A 25,740-nucleotide genomic window follows, 5' to 3' on the forward strand; every position below is an offset into this window, starting at 1 on the left:
GGGGGGCCGCCGGGCAAGGCGAAGGCCGCGCGGACACGTGGTCCGCGCGGCCTTTCCCGCGCTGCGGGTCCGCCCTGGAGGAGGGTGGGCCCGCGACTCCGAGAGCTGCTTAGCGAGCGTAGAACTCGACGACGAGCTGCTCGTCGAAGGGAACCGGGATCTGCTCACGCTTGGGGCGGTCGATGACCGCGATGCGCAGGTCCTTGTGGCTCACCGCGAGGAATCCGGCGATCTTGTCGTCGGCGTGGATGCCCTCGGCGGCCTCGACGAACGGGACCATCGAGCGGGACTTCTCCCGAACGCTGATGATCTGGCCCGGCTTGACCTGGTACGACGGGATGTCGACCTTCTTGCCGTCCACGGTGATGTGGCCGTGGTTGATGAACTGGCGCGCGGCGTAGATCGACGCGGCCAGACCGGCGCGCAGGACGACCGTGGCCAGACGCAGCTCCAGCTCGGCGAGCATCTCCTCACCGGTACGGCCGGAACGCTTCTTGGAGTTCTCGTAGATCCTGAGAAGCTGCTTCTCGGTCAGGTCGTAGTACCAGCGCACCTTCTGCTTCTCCGCCTGACGGACGGCGAAGTCGGAGCTGTTGCGACGGACGCGGCGGCCGTGCTCGCCGGGCGGGTACGGGCGCTTCTCGAAGTAGCTGACCGCCTTACGGGTCAGCGGGGTGCCGGCGCGCCGGGACAACCGCACCTTCGGTCCGGTGTAGCGCATGCAGAGTCCTTTCAGGGTGAATCAGGGAATCCCAGGTAAGGCTGGCCTAGATCTGGGAGGCGCTCCTGGCGCCCGAGCCCCGGTTCCCGCGGTGCGGGTCGGAAGCGGGTTCCCCACCGCCGCGCGTGACCCGGCGCGAACGGCTTGGGCGAATGACCCGGCACGCGTTTCAACGCACCGGGGGAGCACGGGGATCCCGTGCGGGTCACGACCATCCACTTTACGGGCTTGTGGGCACCACCCCGACCAGAACGCGCGTTTTCCGGCCGCGGGCGGCGCGGTTCACACGAAGGGGCGGACCTCCTCGGCGGCCCCGGCGCCGTAGGAGCGCTCCAGGCGCTCCAGCAGGGAGGCGCCGGTGAGCACGTACTCCTGCGGGCCGTCGGCCTCCAGGCAATGGACGGCGGTGGCGTTGCCGACCTGGGCGGCGCGCTCCAGGGACAGGCCCCAGGAGTGGGCCGCCAGGAACCCGGCGCGGAAGGCGTCGCCCATACCGGTGGGGTCGACGAGCTGGTCGACGGCGGCGGAGGGCACGTGGATGCTCGGTTCGCCCTGCCGGTCGATACGGGCGCCCTTGGCGCCGAGCGTGGTGACGCGGGTGCCGACCTTGGCGAGGATCTCTGCGTCCGACCAGCCGGTCTTCTGCTCGGCCAGGGCCTTCTCGTACTCGTTGTTGAACAGGAACGCGGCGCCCTCGATGAGCGTGCGCACCTGCGGCCCCTCCATCCGGGCGAGCTGCTGCGAGGGGTCGGCGGCGAAGAGGATGGAGTGGGTACGGCACTCCTCGCTGTGGCGGACCATGGCCGCCGGGTCGTCGGCGCCGATGAGAACGAGGTCGAGACCGCCGACGCGGTCGGCGATCGGCTGGAGCTCGATGTTGCGGGCCTCGGCCATGGCACCGGCGTAGAAGGAGGCGATCTGGTTCTGGTCCTTGTCCGTGGTGCAGACGAACCGGGCGGTGTGCCGCAGCTCGGAGATGTGCACCGCGGAGGTGTCGACCCCGTGGCGGTCGAGCCAGGAGCGGTACTCCTCGAAGTCGGCTCCGGCGGCGCCGACCAGAACCGGGTTGAGGCCGAACCCGCCCATGCCGAAACAGATGTTGGCCGCGACGCCGCCGCGGCGCACGTCCAGCTCGTCGATGAGGAAGGAGAGGGACAACTGCTGGATCTGCTCGGGGATGATCTGCTCGGCGAACCGACCCTCGAAGGTCATCAGATGGTCGGTGGCGATGGATCCGGCAACCGCGATACGCACGGGACGTGGGCTCCTTGGTAGGGAAGGTTTCGCTCGGGGGCGAGCTGAGCGAGCTGGTTCGGGCACGCCGGGGGCGGCCCGTTCGGACCTGCACAGGGTATCCAGGTCGACACGCCTTCAGGCGGATGGGCACGACAAGGGGGAGGGCGGACGCTCGAACGCGTCCGACCTCCCCCGACACCGTCCCCAGCTCCACCGGGTCCGGTCACGCCTCGCTGATGCGCCGGGGCGCCCGGATGCTCCTAGTTGAAGGAGTCACCGCAGGCGCAGGAGCCGGTGGCGTTGGGGTTGTCGATGGTGAACCCCTGCTTCTCGATCGTGTCCACGAAGTCGATGGTCGCGCCGATGAGGTAGGCGGAGCTGCGGCGGTCGGTGACGACCTCGACGCCGTCGAAGTCCGCGATGACGTCACCGTCCAGGTCGCGCTCGTCGAAGTAGAGCTGGTAACGCAGCCCCGAGCAACCACCGGGCTGGACGCCCACACGCAGGCGCAGGTCGTCCCGGCCCTCCTGGTCAAGGAGCGCCCGAACCTTGTCGGCCGCGCCGTCGGTGAGGATGACTCCCTGCGTGGTGGCCTCGCTCTGAACCGTCATGTTGTAAAGCTCCTCTTGAAAGGGGTTGCGGCCGTCTGGCGACCCCGGTCGCTTACCGGATCGGCCCGCCTGGGCGGGTCCAGTCCTCTTCAACGGGTCCCAACGCCGGGAGCCCGTGTGGCATTCCGCCGTGTGGCCGCTGTGTTCGCCCTGCCGCCGCGGTCACACGGTGTCCGTGCGGTCGTGGCGGCGCACGGGTGTGCCCGTGGGTCCAAGGGTAATTTGTCCCGGCCCCGGATGCCATCTTCCGCGGGTCCGGATGCGGGCCGCGCGGCCGGCACGGGACGGTCCGCCCAGCTCGGCGAGCCTCCGCGGCCCCTTGCCCCGGCCCGGTCAGAGGCCGGGCGCCCCGTAGACCGGGAACCAGCGGGACCGGTCCTCCTCCATCGGCAGGTCGCCGGAGACCGCCGCCTCGACCTGGAGCTCCAGTGCGTTGTCGCGGCGCTGGCCACCCAGGGGTGCGAACGGGTAGAAGGTGCCCCGCTTGTACAGGTAGACCAGGCCGGCCGAGCGGCCCCCGCCGTCGGTGAAACCCACGAGGGAGCACAGCAGGGAGGGGCCGTAACCGTTGGCCTCCAGGGTCGAGTTGACCGCGTGCAGGTCGGTGACCAGGCCGGTGATGTCGGTGTCCACCAGCTCCCCGTCGCCGGGATCCCCTCCCCCGGCGCGCAGGACCAGCCAGGTGTAGCCGTAGTCGTCGGTGGTCTGCTCGACCGGGGGTCCGTCACCGGTGTTGAGCAGCTCGGTCACGTCGCGCTCGACGTCCGCGAAGGCGGCGCCCTCGGAGGCGCGGAAGGCCACCGACCCGGTCCCGGTCGGGGTCAGGCCCGCTCCGGCCCGCAGGGTGAGGGCGGCCGAGGGCAGGCCGAAGAGCGCGTCGAGGTCGGGCTTGACCGGTTTGGAACGGCCGAGCAGGGCGCGCCAGAAACTCATGTGGTGGGTTCCCCTCGTGGGTGGTTCGGTGGCGGGGCCCGGGGCGGGGCCCGGGGCGGGGCTCAGGCTCCGCGTCCGAGCTGGCGGGAGATGTCGGAGAGCTGGGCCAGACGCTGCTCGACCGGCGGATGGGTGGCGATCAGCTGGTTCATGCTGAAGCCCTTCTTCGCGAAGGCCGGGGCGAAGAAGAAGGCGTTGAACGGCTCGGCCTGGCGCAGGTCCCGGGTGGGGATGCGCGCCATGTCACCGGTGATCTTGGACAGGGCGCTGCCCAGCACGGACGGGCGGCCGGTCAGGTAGGCGGCGGCCCGGTCCGCGGCGAGCTCGCGGTAGCGGGACAGGGCGCGGGTGAGCAGGAAGCTGAGGACCCAGGCGAGGGCGCTGACCACGACGACCAGGAGTGCGACGACCGCCGGGGCGGGCCCGCTGTTGTTGCTGCGCCCACCGCCGGCGCCGGCGAACATGGCGAAGCGCAGCCCGGCCTGGGTGAGGAAACCCGCGACGATGCCGAGGAACCCGGCGATGGTCATGACCATGACGTCGCGGTGGGCGATGTGGGAGAGCTCGTGCGCGACGACCGCCTCCAGCTCCGGTCCGTCCAGGCGGCGCATCAGCCCGGTGGTCACACAGATGACCGCGGACTTCTCGCTGTGGCCGGTGGCGAAGGCGTTGGGCACGTCGGTGTCGGCGATCCCCACGCGCGGTTTGGCCATGTCGGCCATGGCGCACAGGCGGTCGACCATGGCGTGCAGGTCGGGGGCCTGTTGGGGGGTGACCTCCTTGGCCCCCATGGCGAACATGGCGATCCGGTCGGAGGAGAAGTAGGAGAACAGTGCGAAGGCCGCGACCAGGACCAGCACCAGCCAGATGTTGAGTCCGGCGAGGACCAGCCCGAACACGAAGGCGACATAGACCAGGAACAGCAGGACCATGGTCATGACCATCCGGGCCGTCAGCCCCCGGTCCGGACGGAACTTCGAACCTGCCACGCCGATTCCTTCCCTCTGGATGGTTCGGAGTGTAGTTCGCGCAGGTGAGAAACGGGTTAAAGCGGGCCGCCGCGTGTTCCTGCGACACGTCCCCCGGCCGGCCCGCGGGCCTCCGCCGGACGCACCGCGGCCGCCGTGACCACGTCACGGCGGCCGCGGTGGAAACAAGGCCTGTGGGGGCACCGAGTGCGACCCGGGCCGGGGCGGAACGGCCGACGGGGTCGCCTGTCCCGGGGACCCGCCCGGACGGTGGTGGCGGGTCCTCGGCGGACACGCCCCTAGCCCGGGATGAGTCCGTCGTCCTGCAGCATCTCGCGCACCTCGGCCATGGTGGCGTCGGCGGGCGGGAGGATGAACTGCGAGGGCTCCAGGGAGTCGGGCGGCAGCGGCTTGCTGTCCTGGCGCACCTTCTCCAGGAGGTCGTGCAGGGCCTTGCGGAACTCGGCCTCGTCACCCGACTCGATCGCCGCCTCCAGGGCGGAGTCGAAGTCGTTGAGCAGGTCGATGTCGGCGTCGGTCAGGTCCATCTGACCCTCGCCCATGATGCGGACGATCATGCGCCCTCCCTGTTCCCGGCCGAGCCGTTGCCACCCTCGATCTGCTGGGGAGCGCCACTGCTGCCGCCGCCCAGTTCGAGCTTCATCCGCTCGAGCTCGGCGTCGACACCGGACGTGCTCGCCATCTGGTCGAGCTCGTTCTGGATGTCGTCCCTGGGGCCGGTGCCCGTGACGTCGTCCAGCGCGCCGGAGGCGAGGAGCTCGTCCACCGCGCCGGCCCGGGCCTGCATGTCGGCGGTCTTGTCCTCCGCGCGCTGCACGGCCATGCCCACGTCGCCCATCTCCTCGGAGATACCGGAGAAGGCCTCGCTGATCTGCGTCTGGGCCTGGGCGGCGGTGTAGGTCGCCTTGATGGTCTCCTTGCGCGTGCGGAAGGCGTCCACCTTCGACTGCAGGCGCTGGGCGGCCATCGTGAGCTTCTGCTCCTCGCCCTGGAGGTTGGCGTGCTGCTCGCGCAGTCCCTCGATCTGGCTGGTCAGCCCGGACCGGCGGGTGAGGGCCTCGCGGGCGAGATCCTCACGGCCCTGGGTCAGGGCGGCCCGGCTCTGGTTCTCCAGCTTGCCGGACTGCTGTTCGAGCTGCTGGATCTGGAGCTCGACCCGCTTACGGGAGGTCGCGACGTCGGCGACACCGCGACGGACCTTCTGCAGGAGTTCGAGCTGTTTCTGGTACGAGTAGTCGAGGGTTTCCCTGGGGTCCTCGACCGAGTCCAGGGCCTTGTTGGCCTTGGACTTGAAGATCATCGAAAGTCGCTGAAACACGCTCATTGGCGTGGCCGTCCCCTTCTCGGTGCGTACATCGGCTGTTCCCAGCGGGCGCTTTGCCCAACCCTACGCGGTCTGGCCCGCGGTCGCCATAAAGCTATGACCGGCTACCCTGAGGGTGTGTTCCGACGTCGCTCCGCTTCCGCAGCCCCGGATTCGAACTCTGCCGAATCCGCCAGCCCTGAGGCCACTGAGTCCACCCAACCTAAGGGATACACCCCGAAGAAGGGTGTGCCCACCCCCAAGCGCAGGGAATCCGAAAGCACCCCGCGCCGACCGGTGAAGGCTCCCGAGACCCGTAAGGAGGCATACCGCGCCTACCGGGATCGTCTTGAACGTCAACGCGGCAAGGGCGCGCAGCGTTCCGGCGCCCCCAAGGGCGACGAGAAGTACTTCCGCCAGCAGGACATGGGCAGGGCCCGCGCCTTCGCCCGCGACTTCATCGACTCGCGCCGCAGCGCCAGTGAGTTCTTCCTGCCGTTCTCGATCCTGATCATCGCGCTGCTGTTCATCAACAACCCCGCGTTCCAGGTGGGTGTGGCCTACGTCCTGTGGCCGCTGATGATGGTCACGCTCATCGCGGAGGGCCTGTTGGTCGGCCGCACGGTGAAGCGGCGTGCCGCCGAGTACTTCCCCGACGACTCCGGGCTCAAGGGCATCGGCTTGTACGCCGCGATGCGCCAGCTCCAGTTCCGGCGCCTGCGCCTGCCCAAGCCCCGCGTCAAGGTCGGCGAGGACCCCGCTCCGAGCAGCACGCGCTGAACGGCCCGCCCGACCGTATCCCCGTCATCCCCATCCCGTCCGACGTGAGTGAGCAGGGCCGGTGTCCGCACCGGCCCTTCACTTCCACCCCCGATGGGAGCGTTCCCGGCAAAGACCGCGGGCGCTCTCCGCCATCCTGTTCCCCCGGGCTAGAGTGCTCCCCATGGACTTTCGGCATCTAGGCAACAGCGGTCTGATCATCAGCGAGATCGCCTACGGGAACTGGATCACCCACGGCTCCCAGGTCGAGGAGGACACCGCCGCCTCCTGTGTCCGCGCCGCGCTCGACGCGGGCGTCACCACCTTCGACACGGCGGACGTCTACGCCCAGGGCAGGGCCGAGGAGGTGCTCGGCCGCGCGCTGAAGGGCGAGCGCCGCGACGGCCTGGAGATCTTCTCCAAGGTCTTCTGGCCCATGGGCGAGGGCAAGAACGACAAGGGCCTGTCCCGCAAGCACATCATCCGCGGCGCGGAGGACTCCCTGCGCCGTCTGGGCACCGACTACCTGGACCTCTACCAGGCGCACCGGTTCGACTACACCACCCCGCTGGAAGAGACGATGCGGGCCTTCGAGGACCTGGTCCGCCAGGGCAAGGCCCTCTACATCGGTGTCTCCGAGTGGCGCGCCGAGGAGATCGAGCGGGCCCTCAAGATCGCCGACGAGATGGGCTTCGACCGGATCGTCTCCAGCCAGCCGCAGTACAACATGCTCTGGCGGGTCATCGAGTCCGAGGTCGTCCCGCTGTCCGAGCGCGAGGGGATCGGTCAGATCGTGTGGTCGCCGATCGCCGGCGGGATCCTGACCGGCAAGTACCGCCCCGGGCAGGAGTTGCCCGCTGGTTCGCGCGCCGCCGACCCCAAGAGCGAGAAGTTCCTCGCGGACAAGGTCTCCGACCAGGCTCTCCTGGAGCGGGTGCAGCGCCTGGAGCCCCTGGCGGCGGAGGCCGGGCTGACCCTGTCCCAGCTCGCGGTGGCCTGGGTCCTGCAGAACCCCAACGTTTCGGCCGCGATCATCGGCGCCTCCCGCCCCGAGCAGGTCGAGAGCAACGTCAAGGCGGCCGGGGTCAAGCTCGACACCGGGCTGATGGCCCGGATCGACGAGGTCCTCGGCGACAGCATCGAGCGCGACCCCGCGCTCACCAAGAGCCCGGAGAACATCCGCGGCTGACGTCGGCGTGACCGGTGAGGGGCTCGCCCCACCCGGGTTCGTTCGGCCCCGGCGCCCTGGGCGGTTTCTAGGGATCGTTGCAACACGTGGTCAGTCGGTTCAGGCCGCGAGTAGTTTATGCAAGCGCTCGGCTGGGGTTTCCCAGCCGAGCGTTTTGCGTGGGCGGCCGTTGAGCTCGGCCGCGACCGCCTCAAGGCGCTCCCGGTTGTGGAGGGTCAGGTCGGTGCCCTTGGGGAAGTACTGCCGCAGCAGACCGTTGGTGTTTTCGTTCGAGCCGCGCTGCCAAGGACTGGCCGGGTCGCAGAAGTAGACCGGGACGTCCGTGGCGACCGTGAAGGAGCCGTGGGAGGCCATCTCGCTGCCCTGGTCCCAGGTCAGCGACCGCACCAGATGAGTGGGCAGGCGTTGGACGGTGTCCGCCAGGGCGTCACGGACGTGCTCCGCGCTGCGGCCGTGGGGCAGGTGCACGAGCATCACGTAGCGCGTGGCGCGTTCAACCAGGGTGCCGATGGCCGATGCCCCGTCCTTGCCGATGATCAGGTCGCCCTCCCAGTGACCGGGCACGGCCCGGTCCTCGACCTCCGCGGGGCGCTCGCTGATCATCACCATCGGGGTGGAGAACCGCGGGGTGCGCTGCTGGGCTTGGCGGCGCGGTTTGCGGCGTGCCCGGCCCGATCGCAGCGCCTTGGCCAACTCTCGGCGGAGTTCGCCTCGGCCTTGGACGTAGAGGGCCTGGTAGATCGTCTCGTGGACCACGTGCAGCTCCGGTTGGCCGGGAAAGGCTATCCGCAGAGCCTGACAGATCTGTTCAGGGCTCCACTTCTTGTCGAGGCGGTCCTGGATGAAGTCCCGAAGAAGGGGGGTGTGGCCGATCTTCCCCCTCTTGGGGCGGGGACGGCGGGCCTCGGCCCGGGCCTGGGCCGCGTGCGGGCGGTACTGGCCGTTGACCGGGTGCCGATTGCGGCGGATTTCCCGGCTGATCGTGGAGGGGGCGCGGTCCAGCTCCGCGGCGATCTGCCGGATGGTGGCCTTTTCCCTCAGCCGGTCGGCGATGTGGATCCGGTCGGCTTCATGCAGGTAGCGCGAGGGGCCGGAGGGCTCCACCGTGGTGATCGGTGGAGCCCCGCCGGTCCTTGCGGACGGGGCGCGGCCGTTACGCCATCGCTTCCCGGTCCGATAGTTGATCCCGACGATCCGGCACGCTTCCTGACTACTCACGCCTTGCTGCACGAGCTCAAGGTAGACGCGTCGCTCATCGGTCAGCTTACGGCGACCCCGGTTGACGGATCGGTTCCGGATCTTGAAATCCATCGCACTCCCTAGCAGGAGTGTTGCGACAACCACTAGAACCTAAGCTGGCGGCGCCGGGGCCTTCGCGTACCCCCGGAGCGGGGCTACTCGGCGGCCAGGGGCATCGTGTAGACCTCCCGGTCCTCCTCCAGGAGGGCGACGTTGCCCACGCCGCCCTCCGCGAGCTCCGCCCAGTTCTCACCCAGCCAGCTCTCGGCGTCGCCACGCGACGTGAACGACTCGGCCGGCAGCTCCTCCGCCCTCATCTGGGCACCGTCCGCCTCGTGGTAGCGCCACGTCCACGCCATGTTCGACCGCCCTTCGTCGCCGGTTCCACGGTGGGTACACCGCGATCCTGTGCCGAGCTTAACCAAGGCTTGGCGCTTCATGCTGTTTACTCTGCTGGGTGCGTATCCGATTTCTGGGGACAGCGGGTCACTCGGGCTGGCCGGCCCCGCAGTGCACCTGCTCGTCCTGCAACAAGGCCCACGCGGAACGCCGTCTGCCGCTGAGGGTGACCGTCGACGACCGCTTCCGCATCCGCGAGGCCGGGGTCGTCGGCCCGGTCCCACCGGAGTACACGGTCACCCCCACCCCGGACGGCGTCCGTGTCGAGGGCGCCGACGGCGGCCGCCTGCTGTACGCCCGCTCCACCCAGGGCCCGCTGCCCGGCGGGCCGCCCGCCGGGGCCCGGCCCGCGGGTTCGTCCGTGTACTCCTCCGCGCCCGAGCAACAGGTGGACATGGTCATCGTGGACGCCGTGCAGCGTCCCGAGGTCATCGGGGAGCTGCGCCGGTCCGGGGTGATCGGGGTGACCACGGCGGTGGTCGCGGTCGGCGGCGACCACCGGGTCCGCTCACCGCAGGAGTTCGCCAGGCGCGCCCGCCTGTGGGGCGCCCTGGTCCCGGGGGACGGCACCGTCATCCCGTGCCCGCCCGCGGTGTGGCCGGAGTCCCGACCGCGCGGTCCGCACCGGACCCTGGTCACCGGGGGTGCGCGTTCGGGCAAGTCCCGCGAGGCCGAGCTGCGCCTGTTGGCCGAGCCGAAGGTGGTGTACGCGGCCACCGGCCCGGTTCCCGACGCGGAGGCGGATCCGGAGTGGGCCGAGCGCGTCGCCCGGCACGTACGGCGCCGCCCCTGGTGGTGGCGGACCGAACAGACCACCGACCTCGCGGTGCTGCTCCGGCAGACACGGGGCGCGGTCCTGGTCGACTGCCTGGGGACCTGGCTGACCTGGGTCATGGGCGAGTGCGGCCTGTGGGAGGAGAACCCGCCCCGGGACGCCGAGGAGCGGGTGGAGGCCGCCGTGCACGACCTCCTGGACGCCTGGCGCTCGACCCAGGCCTATGTCGTGGCGGTCACCAACGAGGCGGGGTCGGGTGTGGTCCCGGCGACCCGGTCTGGACGGCTCTTCCGCGACCACCTGGGGCTGCTGAACCAGTGGGTGGGCGCGGAGTCCGAGGACGTGGTGCTGGCCACGGTCGGGCGCGTGGTGGAGCTTCCGTGAGCCGCTCCGACACCGTGGACGGGGCCCGCATGGCCGTGGGCACCTTCACCGCCTGGCCGGTGCGGGTGGAACGGGTGGACCGCCCCGTGGCCGGGTGGGCGATGCGGTGGGCCCCGGTGCTGGGCGCCCTCCTGGGCGCGGTCACCGCCTCCCTCGCGACGGCTGGGGTGTGGTGGGGCTGGTCGGCTCCACTGGCGGCGCTGCTCGCGACCGGTCTGGGCGCCGTACTCACCCGGGGGTTGCACCTGGACGGGCTGGCCGACCTGGCCGACGGCCTGGGCAGCGGCCGCCCGGCCGAGGGCGCGCTGGAGGTGATGCGGCGCTCCGACATCGGCCCGTTCGGGGTGATCACCCTGCTGGTGGCGGTCGGCGCGCAGGTCCTGGCGTTGGGCCAGCTCGTCGGGGCCTCCCCGTGGGCCGCTCTGGCCGGCGCGGTGACGGCGGGCGCGACCGGTCGCCTGGCGGCCACCCTGGCGTGCACGCCCCGGGTTCCCCCCGCCCGGCCCGAGGGGCTGGGCGCGTTCGTGGCGGGGACGGTGCGCCCCCGGTCCGCGGCCGTGTGCGCGGCCGGGGTGCTGGCACTGTGCGCGCTCGGGTTGGCGCACTCACCCGGGTTCGCCGCGGCCTGTGCCGCGGGGGCGGTGTGCGGGTTGGCGGCGGCGGGCGCTCTGCTGCGCCGTGCGGTGCGCCGCCTGGGCGGCATCACCGGGGACGTGCTGGGCGCCCTGGTGGAGACGGCCGCGACGACCTCCCTGCTGGTGACGGCGGCTGCGCTCGCCTGGGTCTGAGAGAGTTCCGGCCCCGGCCCCCGGGCACACCGTCCGCCGTGGCCGGGGGCCGGGGCGGCTCCCACCAGGCGGTTCTTACTGGCCGGTAGACCTTACCCGCACCCCAATGTCGGCATGATCACATTTTTTCACACGGAGTTTCACCCGATCACCCCACGGGCAGACGGGGGCCCGCACCGGCAACCGCCTGCGAGACCCCCCGCGAGGGGCCAGAGCCCCCGCACGCCGCGGACGGGCGCGGACCCGCCCGGGGGGCGCTCCACTTCGCCCGACGGCGCGGAGCGCCGCGTCAGAGCCCACGGGGCACGGGGCGCCGCGTCGCCGCGGGGGGCACGGGAGGACTAGCATCGGGGACGTGAGCACGACGTTGTCAGTAAACACGGAGTCCCCCAGTTCGCTCGACGCCGACGCGGTTGTCGTCGGTTACCACTCCGGAGGCGACGCCCCGGAGCCCGCATCGGGCGCTCATTCCGTCGACGCCGCCTTCGCGGGCGGCCTCGGCTCGACCCTGTCGCTCCTGGGAGCGAGCGGCGCACCCGAGGAGGTGCACACCATTGCCTCCCTCGGAGCCGTCAAGGCCCCGGTCGTCGTCGCGGTCGGTCTCGGCCCGGCACCCACCGACGGCCCCGTCGACTCCGATGTCCTGTCCCGTGCGGCCGGTACCGCCCTGCGGTCACTGGGCTCGCGCCCCGAGGGCGCGGGCCGTGTCGTTCTGGCGCTGCCCGCGACCACCGCCGAGCAGGCGGGTGCCGTGGCCCTGGGCGCCGAACTCGGCAACTACAGCTTCGACCGGTACCGCACCGGCGAGAAGGCCGAGAAGAAGGCGGCCAAGGCCGCCGAGACCAAGCTGACCGTGGTCAGCGAGGCCGCCGGCGCCGGCGACGCCGTGGAGCGCGCCGCCGTCCTGGCCGAGGCCGTCTCCTTCACGCGCGACCTCGTCAACACCGCCCCGGCCGACCTGGTCCCCGAGGACCTGGCCGCCGCGGCACAGGAGATCGCCCGGCAGGCCGGCCTGGAGGTCGAGGTCCTGGACGAGCGCGCCCTGTCCGAGGGCGGCTACGGCGGCCTGACCGGTGTCGGCCAGGGTTCGGCGAACCCGCCCCGCCTGGTGCGGCTGGCCCACAGCCACCCGGAGGCCACGAAGACGGTCGCCTTCGTCGGCAAGGGCATCACGTTCGACTCCGGCGGCCTGTCCCTGAAGCCCTCGGGCGGGATGGAGTGGATGAAGTCCGACATGAGCGGTGCCGCCTCCGTGCTCGCCGCCATGCGCGCCATCTCCACCCTGGGCCTGAAGGTCAACGTCGTCGGTTACCTGACCGTGGCCGAGAACATGCCCAGCGGCACCGCCCAGCGCCCCTCCGACGTCCTGAGCATCTACGGCGGCAAGACCGTCGAGGTCCTCAACACCGACGCCGAGGGCCGCCTGGTCATGGCCGACGGGCTGGTCCGCGCACACGAGGACGAGCCGGACCTGATCGTGGACATCGCCACGCTCACCGGCGCCCAGTTGGTCGCCCTGGGCACCCGCGTGTTCGCGGTCATGTCCAACGACGACACCGTGCGCGAGGAGATCGTCACCGCCGCAGGCGCCGAGGGCGAGGCCTCCTGGCCGATGCCGCTCCCGGACGAGCTGCGCGCCGGCCTCAACTCCTCGGTCGCCGACATCGCCAACGTCGCGGGCGAGCGCTGGGGCGGGATGCTCTCCGCGGGCATCTTCCTCCGGGAGTTCATCGAGGAGGGCACCAAGTGGGCCCACCTCGACATCGCCGGGCCCTCCTTCAACCAGGGCGGCCCGCACGGTTACACCCCCAAGGGCGGGACGGGTGCGGGTACCCGCACCCTCGTCCGCATCGCCGAGGACTACGCCCGCAAGCAGTAGTCCTGCAAGGTCGGAGCGGCAGTCCTGTGAGCCGGACTGCCGCCCCCTCCCCGGCAGCCGCGATCCGCCCCCGGCGGCGTACCGCGGTCTTCCACCACCCATCACCAGCCACCACAACTAGGAGTTCGTTCCCGTGAGTGAGAGCGGCGGCACCTTCGACCTCGTCGTCCTTGGCGGCGGCAGCGGCGGCTACGCGGCGGCACTGCGCGCCGCCGAGCTGGACCTGAGCGTCGTCCTGATCGAGAAAGACAAGCTCGGCGGCACCTGCCTGCACCGCGGCTGCATCCCCACCAAGGCCCTCCTGCACTCGGCCGAGGTCGCCGACTCCGCCAAGGAGAGCGAGAACTTCGGTGTCAGGGCCACCTTCGAGGGCATCGACATCGAGGCCGTGCACAAGTACAAGGACAAGGTGATCAGCGGCCTCTACAAGGGCCTGAGCGGGCTGGTCAAGTCCCGCAAGATCACCGTCGTCGAGGGTGAGGGCAAGCTCACCGGCAAGGACGAGGTCACGGTCGACGGCAAGGTCTACAAGGGGAGGAACATCCTCCTGGCGACCGGTTCCAAGCCCAAGACCCTGGGCCTGGAGATCGACGGCGAGAAGGTCATGACCAGTGACCAGGCCATGGAACTGAACCGTGTCCCCGAGTCCGTCATCGTCCTGGGCGGCGGCGTGATCGGCGTGGAGTTCGCCAGCGTGTGGCGTTCCTACGGCGCCGAGGTCACCGTCGTCGAGGCCCTCAAGAACCTGGTCCCCGTCGAGGAGGAGTCCAGCTCCAAGCTGCTGGAGCGCGCCTTCCGCAAGCGGAAGATCAAGGCCGAGCTGGGCACCCCGTTCGAGTCGGTCAAGACCACCGACTCCGGTGTGGTCGTCACCCTCCAGGGCGGCAAGACCCTCGAGGCCGAGGTCCTGCTGGTCGCCATCGGCCGCGGCCCGGTCTCCGAGGGCCTGGGCTACGAGGAGCAGGGCGTCACCCTCGACCGCGGCTTCGTCCAGGTCGACGAGAACCTGCACACCGGTGTCGGCAACGTCTACGCGGTCGGCGACCTCATCCCGACCCTCCAGCTCGCCCACGTCGGTTTCGCCGAGGGCATCTTCGTCGCCGAGCACATCGCCGGGCAGAACCCGCCCGCGATCGACTACGACGGTGTCCCCCGCGTCACGTACTGTGAGCCCGAGGTCGCGTCCGTGGGTCTGACCACCAAGGTGGCCAAGGAGCGCGGTCACGACGTCGTCGAGATGAACTACAACCTGGCGGGCAACGGCAAGAGCCAGATCCTCCAGACGCAGGGCGCGGTCAAGGTCATCGCCGAGAAGGACGGCCCCGTGCTGGGCGTCCACATGGTCGGCAGCCGTGTCGGCGAGCTGATCGCCGAGGGCCAGCTGATCTACAACTGGGAGGCGCTGCCCTCCGAGGTGGCCCAGCTGATCCACCCGCACCCGAGCCAGTCGGAGGCGCTGGGCGAGGCGCACCTCGCGCTGGCGGGCAAGCCGCTGCACGTCCACGACTGACCGCTTCACCCGGGGGCGGGCCCCACGGGCCCGCCCCCGCACACATCCGCGCTGCCCATCAAGGCCTTGGGCAGGTACCGCGCCCAGATCCAACGAGGAACCCATGCCGACTTCCGTTTCCATGCCCGCCCTGGGTGAGAGCGTCACCGAGGGGACCGTCACCCAGTGGCTGAAGAACGTGGGCGACACCGTCGAGGTAGACGAGCCGCTCCTTGAGGTCTCCACCGACAAGGTGGACACCGAGATCCCGTCCCCGGTGGCCGGTGTACTCACCAAGATCCTCGTCGACGAGGACGAGACCGTGGAGATCGGCGCGGAGATCGCGGTCATCGGCGGCGAGGGTGAGGACGCCGACGACGACGCGTCCTCCGCGTCCGCCGAGCCCGAGCAGGCCGCTGAACCCGAACAGGCCGCCGAGCCCGAGCCGGAGCCCGCACCGGCCGCGGAAGAGGCCGCGGAGGAGCCCGCCGCCGAGCCCGAGCCCGCCGCCCCGGCCTCCGGTGACGACGCCTCCGACGGCTCCGGCACCCCCGTGACCATCCCCGCCCTGGGCGAGAGCGTCACCGAGGGAACCATCACCCAGTGGCTGAAGAGCGTCGGCGACACCGTCGAGGAGGACGAGCCGCTCCTCGAGGTCTCCACCGACAAGGTGGACACCGAGATCCCGTCCCCGGTGGCCGGTGTACTCACCAAGATCCTCGTCGACGAGGACGAGACGGTCGAGATCGGCACCGAGATCGCGATCGTCGGCGGCTCCGGTTCGGCCCCCGCCCCGGCCGAGTCCAAGGCCGAGCCGAAGGCCGAGCCCGAGCCGAAGGCCGAGCCGAAGGCCGAGCCGAAGGCCGAGCCCGCCCCGGCAGCCCAGTCCGCGCCTGCTCCCGCCGCACGAGAGCAGGACGGTGGCAGCCCGTCGGTGGACGTGGAAACGCTCAGCGGTACCGGCCGGGCCACCGGCACCGACGCCGTGACCGAGGCGTACGTGACGCCGCTGGTCCGCAAGCTGGCCAACGAGCACCGGGTCGACCTGAGCCGGGTCTCCGGCACCGGCGTGGGCGGTCGTATCCGCAAGCAGGACGTGCTCAAGGCCGCCGAGGCCCAGCGCGAAGCCGCCGCCACGCCCGCACCGGCTGCCCAGCACAAGGTCGCCCCGGACCCGTCGCTGCGCGGCCGCACCGAGAAGCTGTCCCGGCTGCGCATGTCCATCGCGGACCGCATGGTCGAGTCTCTGCACGTTTCCGCCACGACGACCCAGGTCATCGAGGTGGACGTCAGCAAGATCGCGCGCCTGCGCGACCAGGCCCGCGACTCCTTCGCCCAGCGCGAGGGCGTGGAACTGGACTTCTTCCCGTTCTTCGCGCTGGCCGCCGTGGAGGCCCTCAAGACCCACCCGAAGGTCAACGCCGTGATCAACGGCACCGACCGGACGGTGACCTACCACGAGGTCGAGAACCTCGGTGTGTCGGTGGACACCGAGCGCGGCCTGCTCGCGCCCGTGGTCAAGGACGCCGGTTCGCTGAACCTGGGCGGTCTGGCCCGAAGCATCACGGACCTGACCGAGCGCGCCCACACCGGCAAGCTCGGCCCGGACGAGCTGGGCGGCGGCACGTTCACGGTCACCGACACCGGGCACACCGGTGCGCTGTTCGGCACCCCGATCATCAACCAGCCGCAGGTGGCGATCCTGGGCGCCGGCGCGGTCGTCAAGCGTCCCGTCGTCGTCGAGGACGAGGCCATGGGCGGCGAGGTCATCGCGGTCCGTTGGATGGTCTACCTGTCGATGGCGCACGACCACCGCCTGATCGACAGCGCCGACGCGGGCCGTTTCCTGCAGACCGTGAAGGAGCGGCTGGAGGAGGGGTCCTTCGAGGACGACCTGGGCCTGGGCTGACCCCGCGCCCCCGTCCGGGGATGTTCGTCCCGGCCCGGGCCGGGCACCGTACACCGGTGCCCGGCCCGGGCCGCTTCCGTGTGCGGCCGGGCCCGGACCCCGAATTGACCTCAACCTAACTTGACGTCCTAACGTGGGTAGGACCCCCTGAACCCCGCCCCCGAGCCCTGCCGGCCGAAGACGAGGAACCACATGCAGCAAGAGAACCTTCGGATCGCGGTCATCCTGGGCGGCAACGTCAGCGGCCGCACCGGCCCCGTGGTCTCCGGCTGGTTCCTCGACCTGGCCGCGTCCCGCACGGGGGTCGACATCGACGCGCTGGACGTGGCCGAGTTCGACCTCGGCGACGGGCACGGGACGCCGCTGGGTGCGTTCTCGTCCCGGATCGAGGCGGCGGACGGTTTCGTCGTGGTGACCCCGGAGTACAACCACGGCTACCCGGGGCCGCTGAAGAGCGCCATCGACTCCGCGCGCAAGGAGTGGTTCGCCAAGCCGGTCGCCTTCGTCTCCTACGGGGGCATGTCCGGCGGCCTGCGGGCCGTGGAGCAGCTGCGCGCGGTCTTCGCCGAGTTGCACGCCACGACGGTGCGCACCTCCGTCAGCCTGCACAACGCGCAGCGCGTGTTCGGCACGCAGGGGACCGCTCCGGAGGTCCTGCGGGACGCGGAGGACGCGGTCGGGGAGATGCTGGACCAGTTGGCGTGGTGGGCGCTGTCGTTGCGCGAGGCCCGCGCACGCCGCCCCTACCCGGGCTGAGCCGAGACGGCCGGCCCGCCCCGACGGTGAACGGGGCGGCGCCTGAACGGCGCCGCCCCGTCTTTCTACCCCACCAATCACCATCCCCTGATGATCCCCATCATCAAAGGTCTGCGGGAGTGCGAGCCTGCCAGCCCGACAGGGGATCGCTCACGGTAGCCCCGCGCTGACGCGGAGTTCCATGTCCCACACTCAACCTAGAAGACCCCGGCACCGCCCGCAGTGCTTTCGCCGAAAAAGCCGAAGAAATCTTTCCGTCCCCGCCCCGACCCGCCGCCCGGCTCGGGCCATGAGGAACCCGCACACGGTCCGAACACGGTCCGAACCGGACAGAGCGGGTAGAACCCCCTCATGAGAGTGGCGATCACGGGAGCGGGCGGACTGATCGGCGGAGCGCTGACGGCGTCCCTGCTCGAGGACGGCCACTCCGTGGTGCACCTGGTCCGGCGGCCGCCCCGCTCCGGCCCGGACCCGCGCCTGGAGGAGGCGGAGTGGCGGGCCGAACAGGGGCGGGTGGACACCGTGGCCCTCCACGGGACCGACGCCGTGGTCCACCTGGCGGGCGCACCGATCGGACCCGCCCTGTGGACCAGCCGCCGCAGAGCCGTCATCCGCCGCAGCAGGGTGCGCGGCACCCGGACCCTCTGCCGGGCCCTGGCCCGGATGCAGTCTCCCCCGCCCCGCTTGCTCAGCGCCTCCGGGATGCACTACTACGGGGACACCGGCGGGACGGTGGCCACCGAGGAGAGCCCTCCGGGTAAAGGCTTCCTCGCCCGGGTCTGCCGGGACTGGGAGGCGGCCACCCGGCCCGCCGAGGAGGTCGGCCTGTCCGTGGCCCACATGCGCACGGCCGTGGTGCTGGCCCGCTCCGGCGGGATGCTCAAAACGCTCCTGCCGCTGTACCGAGCCGGTCTGGGCGGCCGTCTGGGCTCGGGAGCCCAGTACATGACCTGGATATCACTGACGGACGAGATCGGTGCGATCCGCTTCCTGCTGGACCGGCCCGAGCTGACCGGACCGGTGAACATGTGCGCGCCCGAACCGGTCAGCAACGCCGCCTTCACCGAAGCGCTGGGCCGGGCCCTGGGACGTCCGACGATCCTGCCTGTCCCCGCGACGGCGATGCGCGCGACCCTGGGGGACTTCGCGGAGGAGACCGCGCTGATCGACCTGAGGGCGCGGCCCCAACGGCTGGAGGAGGCGGGGTATTCCTTCGTCCTGCCCACCGTCGACAGTGCGCTATCCGACATCCTGGTCAGACCCGCCCCTCCCGCCGGGGCGTAAGGTGGTGGTGTGAGTGATCTCGTTTACGCATGGCTGGGCGACACCCCCGTCCCGTTCCACCAGGGCTGGGACCTCCAGAAGCGGCTCCACCGGAGCCGCGTCGCCGATGAGGTGCCGGACACGGTCCTCTTCCTGGAGCACGAGCCCGTGTACACGGCGGGCAAACGTACCGGGAGGTGGGATCGTCCCATCACCGACCCCGGTGCTCCCGTGGTGGACATCGACCGGGGCGGCAAGATCACCTGGCACGGTCCCGGGCAGCTCACGGTGTACCCCATCGTCCGCCTGCCGGACCCGATCGACGTGATCGCCTACGTCCGCATGCTCGAGGAGGCCGTCATCCGCACCCTCGCGGACTACGACCTGACCGGTAGGCGGGTCGAGAGCCGCACCGGGGTCTGGCTGGACGCCGACCCGGAACGTGGGCTGAGCGAACGCAAGATCGCCGCGATCGGCTGCCGCATCGCGCGCGGGGTCGGTATGCACGGCCTCGCCCTGAACTGCGACAATGACATGTCGTGGTTCGACCGGATCGTCCCCTGCGGGATCTCCGACGCGGGGGTCACCTCGCTCACCGAAGAACTGGGGCGCGCCGTCACCGTCACCGACGTGCGTCCGCGCCTCGAACGGCATCTGGCCGACGTCCTCGGTGCGGCGGAGTACAGCCACACCGACGGCACCGGAATGCTCTCCGGCGCCACTGCCCGAGGATGACAGAGCACACCATGAGCCAGTCCCCACCGGGACGTGCAGCCCCCACAAGGGGCGCGAGGGTCCCCGCCAAGGGGTACAGAAGGGAACGGGTTCGCGTTGACCATCGCTCCTGAGGGCCGCAAGCTGCTGCGCGTGGAGGCGCGCAACAGCGAGACCCCGATCGAGAGAAAGCCGCCGTGGATCAAGATCAAGGCGCACATGGGGCCGGAGTACACCGAGCTCCAGTCCCTGGTCAAGAGTGAGGGCCTGCACACGGTCTGCCAGGAGGCGGGCTGCCCCAACATCTACGAGTGCTGGGAGGACCGCGAGGCCACCTTCCTCATCGGCGGCGACCAGTGCACCCGGCGCTGCGACTTCTGCCAGATCGCCACGGGCAAGCCCAGCCCCCTGGACAGGATGGAGCCGACCAAGGTCGCCACCTCCGTCAGGAAGATGGAGCTGCGCTACGCCACCGTCACCGGTGTGGCCCGCGACGACCTAGAGGACGGCGGCGCCTGGCTCTACGCCGAGACGGTCCGCAAGATCCACGAGCTCAACCCGGACACCGGCGTCGAACTGCTGATCCCGGACTTCAACGCCGACCCCGAACAGCTGGCCGAGGTCTTCGGCTCGCGCCCCGAGGTCCTGGCGCACAACGTGGAGACCGTGCCCCGGATCTTCAGGCGGATCCGTCCGGGCTTCCGCTACGAGCGCTCCCTGGAGGTCATCACCAGGGCCCGCGAGGACGGCCTGGTCACCAAGTCGAACCTGATCCTGGGCATGGGCGAGACCCGTGAGGAGATCAGCGAGGCCATGCGCGACCTGCACGAGGCCGGCTGTGACCTGTTGACCATCACCCAGTACCTGCGTCCCTCCAAGCTGCACCACCCGATCGACCGCTGGGTGAAGCCGCAGGAGTTCGCGGACCTGGGCAAGGAGGCCGAGGAGATCGGCTTCGCCGGGGTCATGTCCGGACCGCTCGTACGCTCGTCCTACCGGGCCGGGACCCTGTACAAGCAGGCCCGCGAGAAGCGTGACGCCGAGGCCGCCGAAACCACGAGCAACGCATAACGGCCGAATCACCCGAGTCGTGACCAAGCTGGAACGGTGGCCCGCGGGCCACCGTTCCGCATCTCGGGGTCGGACACATATCCTGGTGGTCCCAGGCGCCCAGCTCGTGGCGCCGGAAGGCGCCACACCGTAGGTCGACCGCGAAGAGGAGGCAAGGCAGCACAGGGAGCTCCTTCCCCGCCGATCCGCTCGGTGTGCGCTGCCTGAAAGCACGATGGCGAAGAAGTCCGAGAACACGACCGCCGGTAAGGGTGGCGAGAAGCAGCCGGGCCGGTTGAAGCAGATCGGCATGGTCGCCAAGGTCGTGCACCAGCAGAGCCCGCGCACGATCCCGATCGCGATCACCATCGCCGTCCTGATCTTCGCCGCCTTCGTCGGCATCGGTATCTGGACCGGCTCCTGGATCATCTGGCCGCTGACCGGTCTGCCGATCGCGTTCCTGGTCGGTTTCATCATGTTCACCCGTGCCGCCCAGCGGGTCCAGTACAAGATGCTGGACGGACGGCTGGGCGCGGGCATGGCGATCCTGGAGAACATGCGCGGCAACTGGGTGGTCGAGCCCGGTGTGGCCGCCAACAAGCAGATGGACGTCGTCCACCGCGTGGTGGGCCGTCCCGGTGTCGTCCTGGTCGGCGAGGGCGACCCCGGCCGCCTGAAGGGGCTGATCGCCGGGGAGAAGAAGCGCGTGGCTCGCGTCTCCCTGGACACCCCCATCTACGACTTCAAGGTCGGCAACGGCGAGGGCCAGGTCCCGGTCTCCAAGCTGCAGCGGACGCTGGTCAAGCTTCCCCGCAACCTGGACAAGTCAGACACCGCCGAGCTGAACTACCGGCTCAAGGCGCTGCCCGCCGCGACGCAGATGCCCAAGGGTCCGATGCCCAAGGGCGCCAAGCTGCCCAAGGGCATGCGCGGCAACAAGGCCGGAGGCTGAGTCTGCCCCACGCTTCCCCGACGGGGCCGTCACACCCGCTGTGACGGCCCCGTTCGCGTGCCCGGCCTCCTTCAGGGATCCCCTGGTCCGTCCCGGTGGCTGATGAGGTCGCCCGGCTGACAATCCAGTTCACGGCAGAGCGCGGCCAGGGTGGAGAAGCGGATCGCCTTGGCCCTGCCGTTCTTGAGCACGGACAGGTTGACCACCGTGACCCCCACCCGTTCGGAGAGTTCGGTGAGGGTGATCCCCCGTTCGGCCAGCAGCTTGTCCAGGTGGATCCGGACCCCGGTGGCTTCCTCCGGCGGCATCAGACCAGGCCCTCGACGTCGTCGCGCATCCGGGTACCGCGCCGGAAGACCTCGGCCAGCGCGGCCAGGAGGAAGCCGACGAGGAGTCCGTTGGTGAACCCGAAGTCCAACCGGGCCTCGAAGAAGACGTGGCCCTCGACCGGAAGGGCCGCACGCTGGAGCGCGGACGCGGTGGTCCCGTCCACGGCGGTCCACACCAGGGCGGCGGCCATGACGGTGAACGCGATGCCGTAGAGGCGGCGGACGTTGGCCGGGACGAAGGGGTCCCCCGCCTTCAGGCTCTGGACGATCCGCAGCGCCAGGAAGGCCACGGCGAGGCTGGTGACCTGGCGGACCAGGGTCGGCAGGGCCAGGAGGAGGCGTTCCCTGGTGCTGGGGTCATCGAAGGTGACCACCACGGTCTCGGCAGCGCTGACGGTGACGTCCTCGCGCACGGGCTCCATCCCGGGGACGCCGCCCGGGGCGCCGTCCGGGTGGTACACGGTGGCCTGGTTCATCCAGTCGCTCCCTCCCGCCGGGAACAGGGGCGTGATCCACGCCAGGACGTACAGGAAGGACGCGACGACCCCGGCCATCAGGAGCACCAGGACGACCTGTGCGACCACCGAGTCGGTACGGCTCCAGCGCGGGAGGAGGCGCTGGAACGCTTTGCGTGGGGGCATGGGCTACTCCAACATATCGTTTTTCGATATTAACGATAAACGATATGCCCCGTGCTGTCACCCCTCCGGGGTTCCGGTCCGACACCCCCTGGAACGCGAACGGGGCGGCGGTCCGTGTCGGACCGCCGCCCCGGAAGAGCCCTCGACTCAGCCGCAGCTGACCTTGTCCTCCTCCGCCGAGGTGGCGCCGACCTCCTCCAGCAGGGCCTCCCCGTCCTTCGCGTCCAGGGGCTCGTCGTCGGCCAGGCCCTCCCAGTCGGCCGAGCCCATGACCAGTTCGAGCTCCTCACCCAACGAGGGCTCCTCGACGACCTGGGCGTTGTCCAGGGCCGAGGCGAGGAGTTCGGCGTGCTCCGCCCGGTCGGGACCGTGGTAGACGGTGGTGGCGGCGGGGGCGCGGGCTCCGGGGTTGTCGATCTCGGTGACGACGAAGCCCTCGGCCTCCAGCAGCGGCCCGACCTGGGCCCCCAACCCGTTCGTGGTCGTGTTGTTGAGCAGCCGCAGGGACACCTCGGAGGGTTCGACACTCTCCTCGGCCTCCTCCTCGGCCCCCTCGTCCCCGGTCAGCTCACCCGCGGAGACCGCGGCGAAGAACTCCCCCGCGTCGGGCTCGTTGAACTGGACCTTGTCGGTGTTGGGCGGGTAATCCATGACCGGGACGGTGACCATGTTCATCCGGCCCAGGTCGACCTCGCGCATGGCGATGGCCAGTTCGCCCATCTTCTCCGTGGAGAAGTTGCTGTCGGTCACCAGGCTGTCGCTGACCGCCTCGAGGAACCCGTATACGGTGCTGGGACTGGACAGGGTCTCGCCTTCAGTGACCTCGCGCAGGATGGCGCCCATCATGCGCTGTTGGTTCTTGATCCGACCCAGGTCGCTGCCGTTCTCCGCGCTGTCCCTGGACCGGGCCAGCCCCAGGGCCTGCTCGCCGTTGAGCGTCTGTTCGCCGGCGTCCAGCTTCAGGTCGGCCTTGGGGTCGTCGATCGACTTCGGAACGCACATCTCGATGCCGCCGAGGGTGTTCACGATGTTCTGGAAGCCCGCGAAGTCCACCATGACGATGTGGTCCAGGTGGATGTCGGTGATCGCCTCCACCGTCTTCCCCTGGCAGTCCATGCCGCCGTAGGCCATCGCGTGGTTGAGCTGGTCCACCCCGCCGTTCCAGCCCTCGTTGTTCTCGTCGGCCTCACACGGCGGGATGTCGACCATGGTGTCGCGGGGCAGGTTGACCATCGTCACACCGCCGTCGTCGGCGTCGATGCTGGCCAGGATCAGGACGTCCGGGCGGATGCCGTGGAGCTCGCTGTACGAGGCGTTCTCCTCGGTGCGCTCGTCGGTGCCCAGGAGCAGGATGTTGTGCAGCCCCTCGACCTGGGCCGGGCGTTCGCCCCAGCTGTCCGGATCGACCTCGGCGGTCTCGATTCCGAGGATGTCCTGGTAACCGGTGTAGGCGACCAGGCTCGCGGCGATGACCACACCGGTCATGCCGCACGCCACCCACTTGCCGAGGGTCATCCTGACGGCGTCGACGGCCGTAGACACGTTTCTTGGGGCCAAGAGGGCACCTGCGATCCGATCCGGGGCACGAGAGGGGTGTCCGCCCGTGAGGGGAGCACCGCCGCGGGAGGGGGACCACCGCGCGGATACTAGGACGTAACCCCCCGGATGCTACCGGAACGGTCACGACGTGTCAGACGACGACCGGCGGCTCCGCTCACCTCGTCGGCGCCCGGCACCGAGGAGTGGGTGTCCTCCCGCAGCCCGGCGCCGGCACCAGCGGAAAAGAAAAACCGGCGGGCCCCTCGGGGACCCGCCGGAACGTCCGGCGGACCGAAACGGTCCGCCGGACGTGCCCTAGCAGGCGCTCTTCTCCTCGGGCTCGGCGGTGACGCCGCCGAGGTCCTCGGTGATGGACAGGTCGGTCTCGGAGGGGTCGCCGCCGAACCCGTTCCAGTCGGACCCGGCCACCAGTTCGAGGGTCTGTTCCAGGCCCTGGGCCTCCTCGGTCCGGGCGTTGGTGAGGGAACCGGCGAGCAGTTCGGCCGCGGCCGCGTCGTCCGGCCCGTGGTAGACGGTGGTGGCGTCGGGGGCGCGCAGTTCCGGGTTGCCGACCCCGGTGACCACGTAGCCCTCCTGGACGAGGACCGCCTGGATCTCCAGGGCGAGGCCGTCGATACCGGTGTTGTTCAGCACCTCGACCGAGACGTCGGAGGGCTCGACCGAGCTCTCCTCGGCGCTGTCGGCGTCCTTGTCCTCGTCCTCGCCGGAACCGGGGGCCAGGTCCGCGCCCGTGTTGATCGCCTCGAACAGCTCCGAGGCGGCGGGCTGGCTCATCATGATGCGGTTGTTGTCGTCGGGGTGGGCGCCGTTGGGGACCGTGACGAACTGGACCCGGTCCAGGTCGACCTCGCGCATGGAGATGGCGATGTCCGTCATGGTCTCGACGGTCAGGTCGTCGTCGGTGCTGATCGAGTCGGTGACGGCCCCGAGGAAGTTCGTGACGGTGACGGGGCTGGTCATGACCTCGCTGCTGAGGACCTCACGCAGCATGGCCCCCATGAACTCCTGCTGGCGGTCGATCCGCGACAGGTCGCTGCCGTCGCCCTGGGCGTAACGGGAGCGCACGAAGCCCAGCGAGTCCTCACCGTCCAGGGTCTGGAGTCCGGCGTCCAGCTCCAGGTGCGCCTTGGGGTCGTCGATCGGTTCGGGAACGCACATCTCCACGCCGCCGATGGCGTCGACCATGTCCTTGAAGCCGGTGAAGTCCATCATGATGAAGTGGTCCAGGTGCACACCGGTGACCTGCTCGACCGCGTTCCACTGGCAGCCCACCCCGCCGAAGGTCATCGCGGAGTTGATCATGCCCTGCTGGGGACTCATGCCCTGGTAGCCCTCCACCGCCTCGCAGCCGGGCAGGTCGACCACGAGGTCGCGGGGCAGGTTCACCAGGGTGGCCGCGCCGTCGTCCACGTCGATGCTCGCGATGAGCATCGTGTCGGGCCGCTCCCCTTCGACCTCCCCATACTCGGCGTTCTCACCGGAGCGGACGTCGGAGCCGATGACGAGGAGGTTCATGACCCCCTCGACGCTCGTCGGCCGGTCCCAGGCGTCGGTGTCGACCTGCGTCGTCGTGATGTTGCCGACCAGGCCCTGGTACCAGCCGTAGCTGCCGAGGCTCGCGATGATGGCCAGAGCGGTCACCACACAGGCGATCCACTGTCCGGCGGACAATCGGGCGACGCCGAGGACGCCGGAGGTGTGGGGGGCGGAGCGTTTTCCAGCCATGCGAACCTTCGGAGGGTGCGGTGAGACCTTGGGTGGCGGGGTCAGGGCGGCCGAGGCGTGTTCCGTGCGTGCTCTCACCCGTCGGGGAGGGAACGCCGCCTGCGAGGGTCGCGGTCCCCTGCACAATGCCGTGAACGGATGCTAACA

General features: G+C 70.4%; 25 protein-coding genes. 12 read left to right on the forward strand and 13 right to left on the reverse strand.

Translation table 11 applies throughout. The annotated features are described in order from the left end of the window. Positions 1-109 precede the first annotated feature (109 nt). The 7 genes from rpsD to ACUKCB_RS12245 all read right to left on the reverse strand — a co-directional run bounded on the left by rpsD (position 110) and on the right by ACUKCB_RS12245 (position 5,814). On the reverse strand, positions 110-721 hold the full coding sequence (rpsD, locus tag ACUKCB_RS12215; RefSeq protein WP_452545992.1) for a 30S ribosomal protein S4: 612 nt from the start codon (positions 719-721) through the stop codon (positions 110-112). Positions 722-1,003: 282 nt separating this feature from the next. Continuing rightward, positions 1,004-1,975, reverse strand: coding sequence for a carbohydrate kinase family protein (locus tag ACUKCB_RS12220; RefSeq protein ID WP_473040617.1), 972 nt, complete (start codon positions 1,973-1,975; stop codon positions 1,004-1,006). A 242-nt stretch (positions 1,976-2,217) separates the two neighbouring features. Further along, positions 2,218-2,568 carry a HesB/IscA family protein gene (locus ACUKCB_RS12225; protein ID WP_191273453.1) on the reverse strand — a complete coding sequence of 117 codons (351 nt, stop codon included), beginning with the start codon at positions 2,566-2,568 and terminating at the stop codon, positions 2,218-2,220. A 333-nt stretch (positions 2,569-2,901) separates the two neighbouring features. Then, positions 2,902-3,501, reverse strand: a complete 600-nt coding sequence (pspAB, locus tag ACUKCB_RS12230) for a PspA-associated protein PspAB (protein ID WP_473040618.1) — start codon at positions 3,499-3,501, stop codon at positions 2,902-2,904. Positions 3,502-3,563: 62 nt separating this feature from the next. Then, positions 3,564-4,490 carry a zinc metalloprotease HtpX gene (htpX, locus tag ACUKCB_RS12235; protein WP_473040619.1) on the reverse strand — a complete coding sequence of 309 codons (927 nt, stop codon included), beginning with the start codon at positions 4,488-4,490 and terminating at the stop codon, positions 3,564-3,566. A gap of 278 nt (positions 4,491-4,768) precedes the next feature. After that, positions 4,769-5,047 carry a PspA-associated protein PspAA gene (gene pspAA / locus ACUKCB_RS12240; protein WP_473040620.1) on the reverse strand — a complete coding sequence of 93 codons (279 nt, stop codon included), beginning with the start codon at positions 5,045-5,047 and terminating at the stop codon, positions 4,769-4,771. Beyond that, positions 5,044-5,814: a PspA/IM30 family protein gene (locus ACUKCB_RS12245; RefSeq protein ID WP_191273445.1), complete on the reverse strand. Its 771-nt coding sequence runs from the start codon at positions 5,812-5,814 to the stop codon at positions 5,044-5,046. The genes pspAA and ACUKCB_RS12245 overlap by 4 nt, the downstream gene beginning before the upstream one ends. 96 nt (positions 5,815-5,910) lie before the next feature. Here ACUKCB_RS12245 and ACUKCB_RS12250 point away from each other — a divergent pair, with 96 nt between their 5' ends. Both ACUKCB_RS12250 and ACUKCB_RS12255 read left to right on the forward strand, forming a co-directional pair. Beyond that, on the forward strand, positions 5,911-6,573 hold the full coding sequence (locus ACUKCB_RS12250) for a DUF3043 domain-containing protein (RefSeq protein ID WP_473040621.1): 663 nt from the start codon (positions 5,911-5,913) through the stop codon (positions 6,571-6,573). Between the two features lie 163 nt (positions 6,574-6,736). Then, on the forward strand, positions 6,737-7,741 hold the full coding sequence (locus ACUKCB_RS12255; RefSeq protein WP_473040622.1) for an aldo/keto reductase family protein: 1,005 nt from the start codon (positions 6,737-6,739) through the stop codon (positions 7,739-7,741). Between the two features lie 99 nt (positions 7,742-7,840). Here ACUKCB_RS12255 and ACUKCB_RS12260 read toward each other — a convergent pair whose 3' ends face one another. Both ACUKCB_RS12260 and ACUKCB_RS12265 read right to left on the reverse strand, forming a co-directional pair. After that, on the reverse strand, positions 7,841-9,052 hold the full coding sequence (locus ACUKCB_RS12260; RefSeq protein WP_473037630.1) for an IS30 family transposase: 1,212 nt from the start codon (positions 9,050-9,052) through the stop codon (positions 7,841-7,843). Positions 9,053-9,135: 83 nt separating this feature from the next. Further along, positions 9,136-9,339: a hypothetical protein gene (locus tag ACUKCB_RS12265; protein ID WP_473040623.1), complete on the reverse strand. Its 204-nt coding sequence runs from the start codon at positions 9,337-9,339 to the stop codon at positions 9,136-9,138. A gap of 206 nt (positions 9,340-9,545) precedes the next feature. On the opposite strand from ACUKCB_RS12265, the gene ACUKCB_RS12270 reads away from it, so the two are divergent. The 10 genes from ACUKCB_RS12270 to ACUKCB_RS12315 all read left to right on the forward strand — a co-directional run bounded on the left by ACUKCB_RS12270 (position 9,546) and on the right by ACUKCB_RS12315 (position 21,338). Then, complete coding sequence (locus ACUKCB_RS12270; protein ID WP_473040986.1) at positions 9,546-10,538, forward strand: bifunctional adenosylcobinamide kinase/adenosylcobinamide-phosphate guanylyltransferase; 993 nt, start codon at positions 9,546-9,548, stop codon at positions 10,536-10,538. Beyond that, positions 10,535-11,326 (forward strand): adenosylcobinamide-GDP ribazoletransferase, encoded by a 792-nt coding sequence (locus ACUKCB_RS12275; protein ID WP_473040624.1) that lies wholly within the window; start codon positions 10,535-10,537, stop codon positions 11,324-11,326. Before ACUKCB_RS12270 ends, ACUKCB_RS12275 begins: the two co-directional genes overlap by 4 nt. A gap of 355 nt (positions 11,327-11,681) precedes the next feature. Beyond that, positions 11,682-13,205: a leucyl aminopeptidase gene (locus tag ACUKCB_RS12280; RefSeq protein ID WP_473040625.1), complete on the forward strand. Its 1,524-nt coding sequence runs from the start codon at positions 11,682-11,684 to the stop codon at positions 13,203-13,205. Between the two features lie 133 nt (positions 13,206-13,338). Beyond that, entirely contained in the window at positions 13,339-14,715 is a 1,377-nt protein-coding gene (gene lpdA / locus ACUKCB_RS12285; protein ID WP_473040626.1) for a dihydrolipoyl dehydrogenase, read from the forward strand. A 103-nt stretch (positions 14,716-14,818) separates the two neighbouring features. Further along, a complete protein-coding gene (gene sucB, locus ACUKCB_RS12290) occupies positions 14,819-16,603 on the forward strand; it encodes a 2-oxoglutarate dehydrogenase, E2 component, dihydrolipoamide succinyltransferase (RefSeq protein WP_473040627.1) in 1,785 nt (594 codons plus the stop codon). A 192-nt stretch (positions 16,604-16,795) separates the two neighbouring features. Then, entirely contained in the window at positions 16,796-17,359 is a 564-nt protein-coding gene (locus ACUKCB_RS12295) for an NADPH-dependent FMN reductase (RefSeq protein WP_473040628.1), read from the forward strand. A 351-nt stretch (positions 17,360-17,710) separates the two neighbouring features. Next, positions 17,711-18,643, forward strand: a complete 933-nt coding sequence (locus ACUKCB_RS12300) for a TIGR01777 family oxidoreductase (protein WP_473040629.1) — start codon at positions 17,711-17,713, stop codon at positions 18,641-18,643. Between the two features lie 9 nt (positions 18,644-18,652). After that, complete coding sequence (gene lipB, locus ACUKCB_RS12305) at positions 18,653-19,357, forward strand: lipoyl(octanoyl) transferase LipB (protein WP_473040630.1); 705 nt, start codon at positions 18,653-18,655, stop codon at positions 19,355-19,357. Positions 19,358-19,453: 96 nt separating this feature from the next. After that, the gene (lipA, locus tag ACUKCB_RS12310; protein ID WP_473040631.1) at positions 19,454-20,407 is read left to right on the forward strand and encodes a lipoyl synthase; all 954 of its coding nucleotides are present in this window, start codon (positions 19,454-19,456) and stop codon (positions 20,405-20,407) included. 214 nt (positions 20,408-20,621) lie between these two features. After that, positions 20,622-21,338, forward strand: coding sequence for a DUF4191 domain-containing protein (locus tag ACUKCB_RS12315; protein ID WP_191273421.1), 717 nt, complete (start codon positions 20,622-20,624; stop codon positions 21,336-21,338). A gap of 71 nt (positions 21,339-21,409) precedes the next feature. Here the strand turns inward: ACUKCB_RS12315 and ACUKCB_RS12320 are convergent, their stop codons facing one another. The 4 genes from ACUKCB_RS12320 to ACUKCB_RS12335 all read right to left on the reverse strand — a co-directional run bounded on the left by ACUKCB_RS12320 (position 21,410) and on the right by ACUKCB_RS12335 (position 25,593). After that, positions 21,410-21,646: a helix-turn-helix domain-containing protein gene (locus ACUKCB_RS12320; protein ID WP_473040632.1), complete on the reverse strand. Its 237-nt coding sequence runs from the start codon at positions 21,644-21,646 to the stop codon at positions 21,410-21,412. After that, complete coding sequence (locus ACUKCB_RS12325; RefSeq protein ID WP_473040633.1) at positions 21,646-22,308, reverse strand: DUF2975 domain-containing protein; 663 nt, start codon at positions 22,306-22,308, stop codon at positions 21,646-21,648. Before ACUKCB_RS12325 ends, ACUKCB_RS12320 begins: the two co-directional genes overlap by 1 nt. Before the next feature lie 147 nt (positions 22,309-22,455). Further along, a complete protein-coding gene (locus tag ACUKCB_RS12330) occupies positions 22,456-23,850 on the reverse strand; it encodes an LCP family protein (RefSeq protein ID WP_473040634.1) in 1,395 nt (464 codons plus the stop codon). A 312-nt stretch (positions 23,851-24,162) separates the two neighbouring features. Beyond that, positions 24,163-25,593, reverse strand: a complete 1,431-nt coding sequence (locus ACUKCB_RS12335; protein WP_473040635.1) for an LCP family protein — start codon at positions 25,591-25,593, stop codon at positions 24,163-24,165. Positions 25,594-25,740: the final 147 nt, after the last annotated feature.

The organism is Nocardiopsis moroccensis (assembly GCF_055763695.1).

What these genes read in the sequence shown, in the direction of transcription:
- rpsD (WP_452545992.1), bottom strand. Translation starts at nt 721, where the DNA reads ATGCGCTACACCGGACCGAAGGTGCGGTTGTCCCGGCGCGCCGGCACC.
- ACUKCB_RS12225 (WP_191273453.1), bottom strand. Translation starts at nt 2,568, where the DNA reads ATGACGGTTCAGAGCGAGGCCACCACGCAGGGAGTCATCCTCACCGAC.
- pspAB (WP_473040618.1), bottom strand. Translation starts at nt 3,501, where the DNA reads ATGAGTTTCTGGCGCGCCCTGCTCGGCCGTTCCAAACCGGTCAAGCCC.
- pspAA (WP_473040620.1), bottom strand. Translation starts at nt 5,047, where the DNA reads ATGATCGTCCGCATCATGGGCGAGGGTCAGATGGACCTGACCGACGCC.
- ACUKCB_RS12245 (WP_191273445.1), bottom strand. Translation starts at nt 5,814, where the DNA reads ATGAGCGTGTTTCAGCGACTTTCGATGATCTTCAAGTCCAAGGCCAAC.
- ACUKCB_RS12250 (WP_473040621.1), top strand. Translation starts at nt 5,911, where the DNA reads ATGACCGGCTACCCTGAGGGTGTGTTCCGACGTCGCTCCGCTTCCGCA.
- ACUKCB_RS12255 (WP_473040622.1), top strand. Translation starts at nt 6,737, where the DNA reads ATGGACTTTCGGCATCTAGGCAACAGCGGTCTGATCATCAGCGAGATC.
- ACUKCB_RS12260 (WP_473037630.1), bottom strand. Translation starts at nt 9,052, where the DNA reads ATGGATTTCAAGATCCGGAACCGATCCGTCAACCGGGGTCGCCGTAAG.
- ACUKCB_RS12265 (WP_473040623.1), bottom strand. Translation starts at nt 9,339, where the DNA reads ATGGCGTGGACGTGGCGCTACCACGAGGCGGACGGTGCCCAGATGAGG.
- sucB (WP_473040627.1), top strand. Translation starts at nt 14,819, where the DNA reads ATGCCGACTTCCGTTTCCATGCCCGCCCTGGGTGAGAGCGTCACCGAG.
- ACUKCB_RS12295 (WP_473040628.1), top strand. Translation starts at nt 16,796, where the DNA reads ATGCAGCAAGAGAACCTTCGGATCGCGGTCATCCTGGGCGGCAACGTC.
- ACUKCB_RS12300 (WP_473040629.1), top strand. Translation starts at nt 17,711, where the DNA reads ATGAGAGTGGCGATCACGGGAGCGGGCGGACTGATCGGCGGAGCGCTG.
- ACUKCB_RS12315 (WP_191273421.1), top strand. Translation starts at nt 20,622, where the DNA reads ATGGCGAAGAAGTCCGAGAACACGACCGCCGGTAAGGGTGGCGAGAAG.
- ACUKCB_RS12320 (WP_473040632.1), bottom strand. Translation starts at nt 21,646, where the DNA reads ATGCCGCCGGAGGAAGCCACCGGGGTCCGGATCCACCTGGACAAGCTG.
- ACUKCB_RS12325 (WP_473040633.1), bottom strand. Translation starts at nt 22,308, where the DNA reads ATGCCCCCACGCAAAGCGTTCCAGCGCCTCCTCCCGCGCTGGAGCCGT.
- ACUKCB_RS12335 (WP_473040635.1), bottom strand. Translation starts at nt 25,593, where the DNA reads ATGGCTGGAAAACGCTCCGCCCCCCACACCTCCGGCGTCCTCGGCGTC.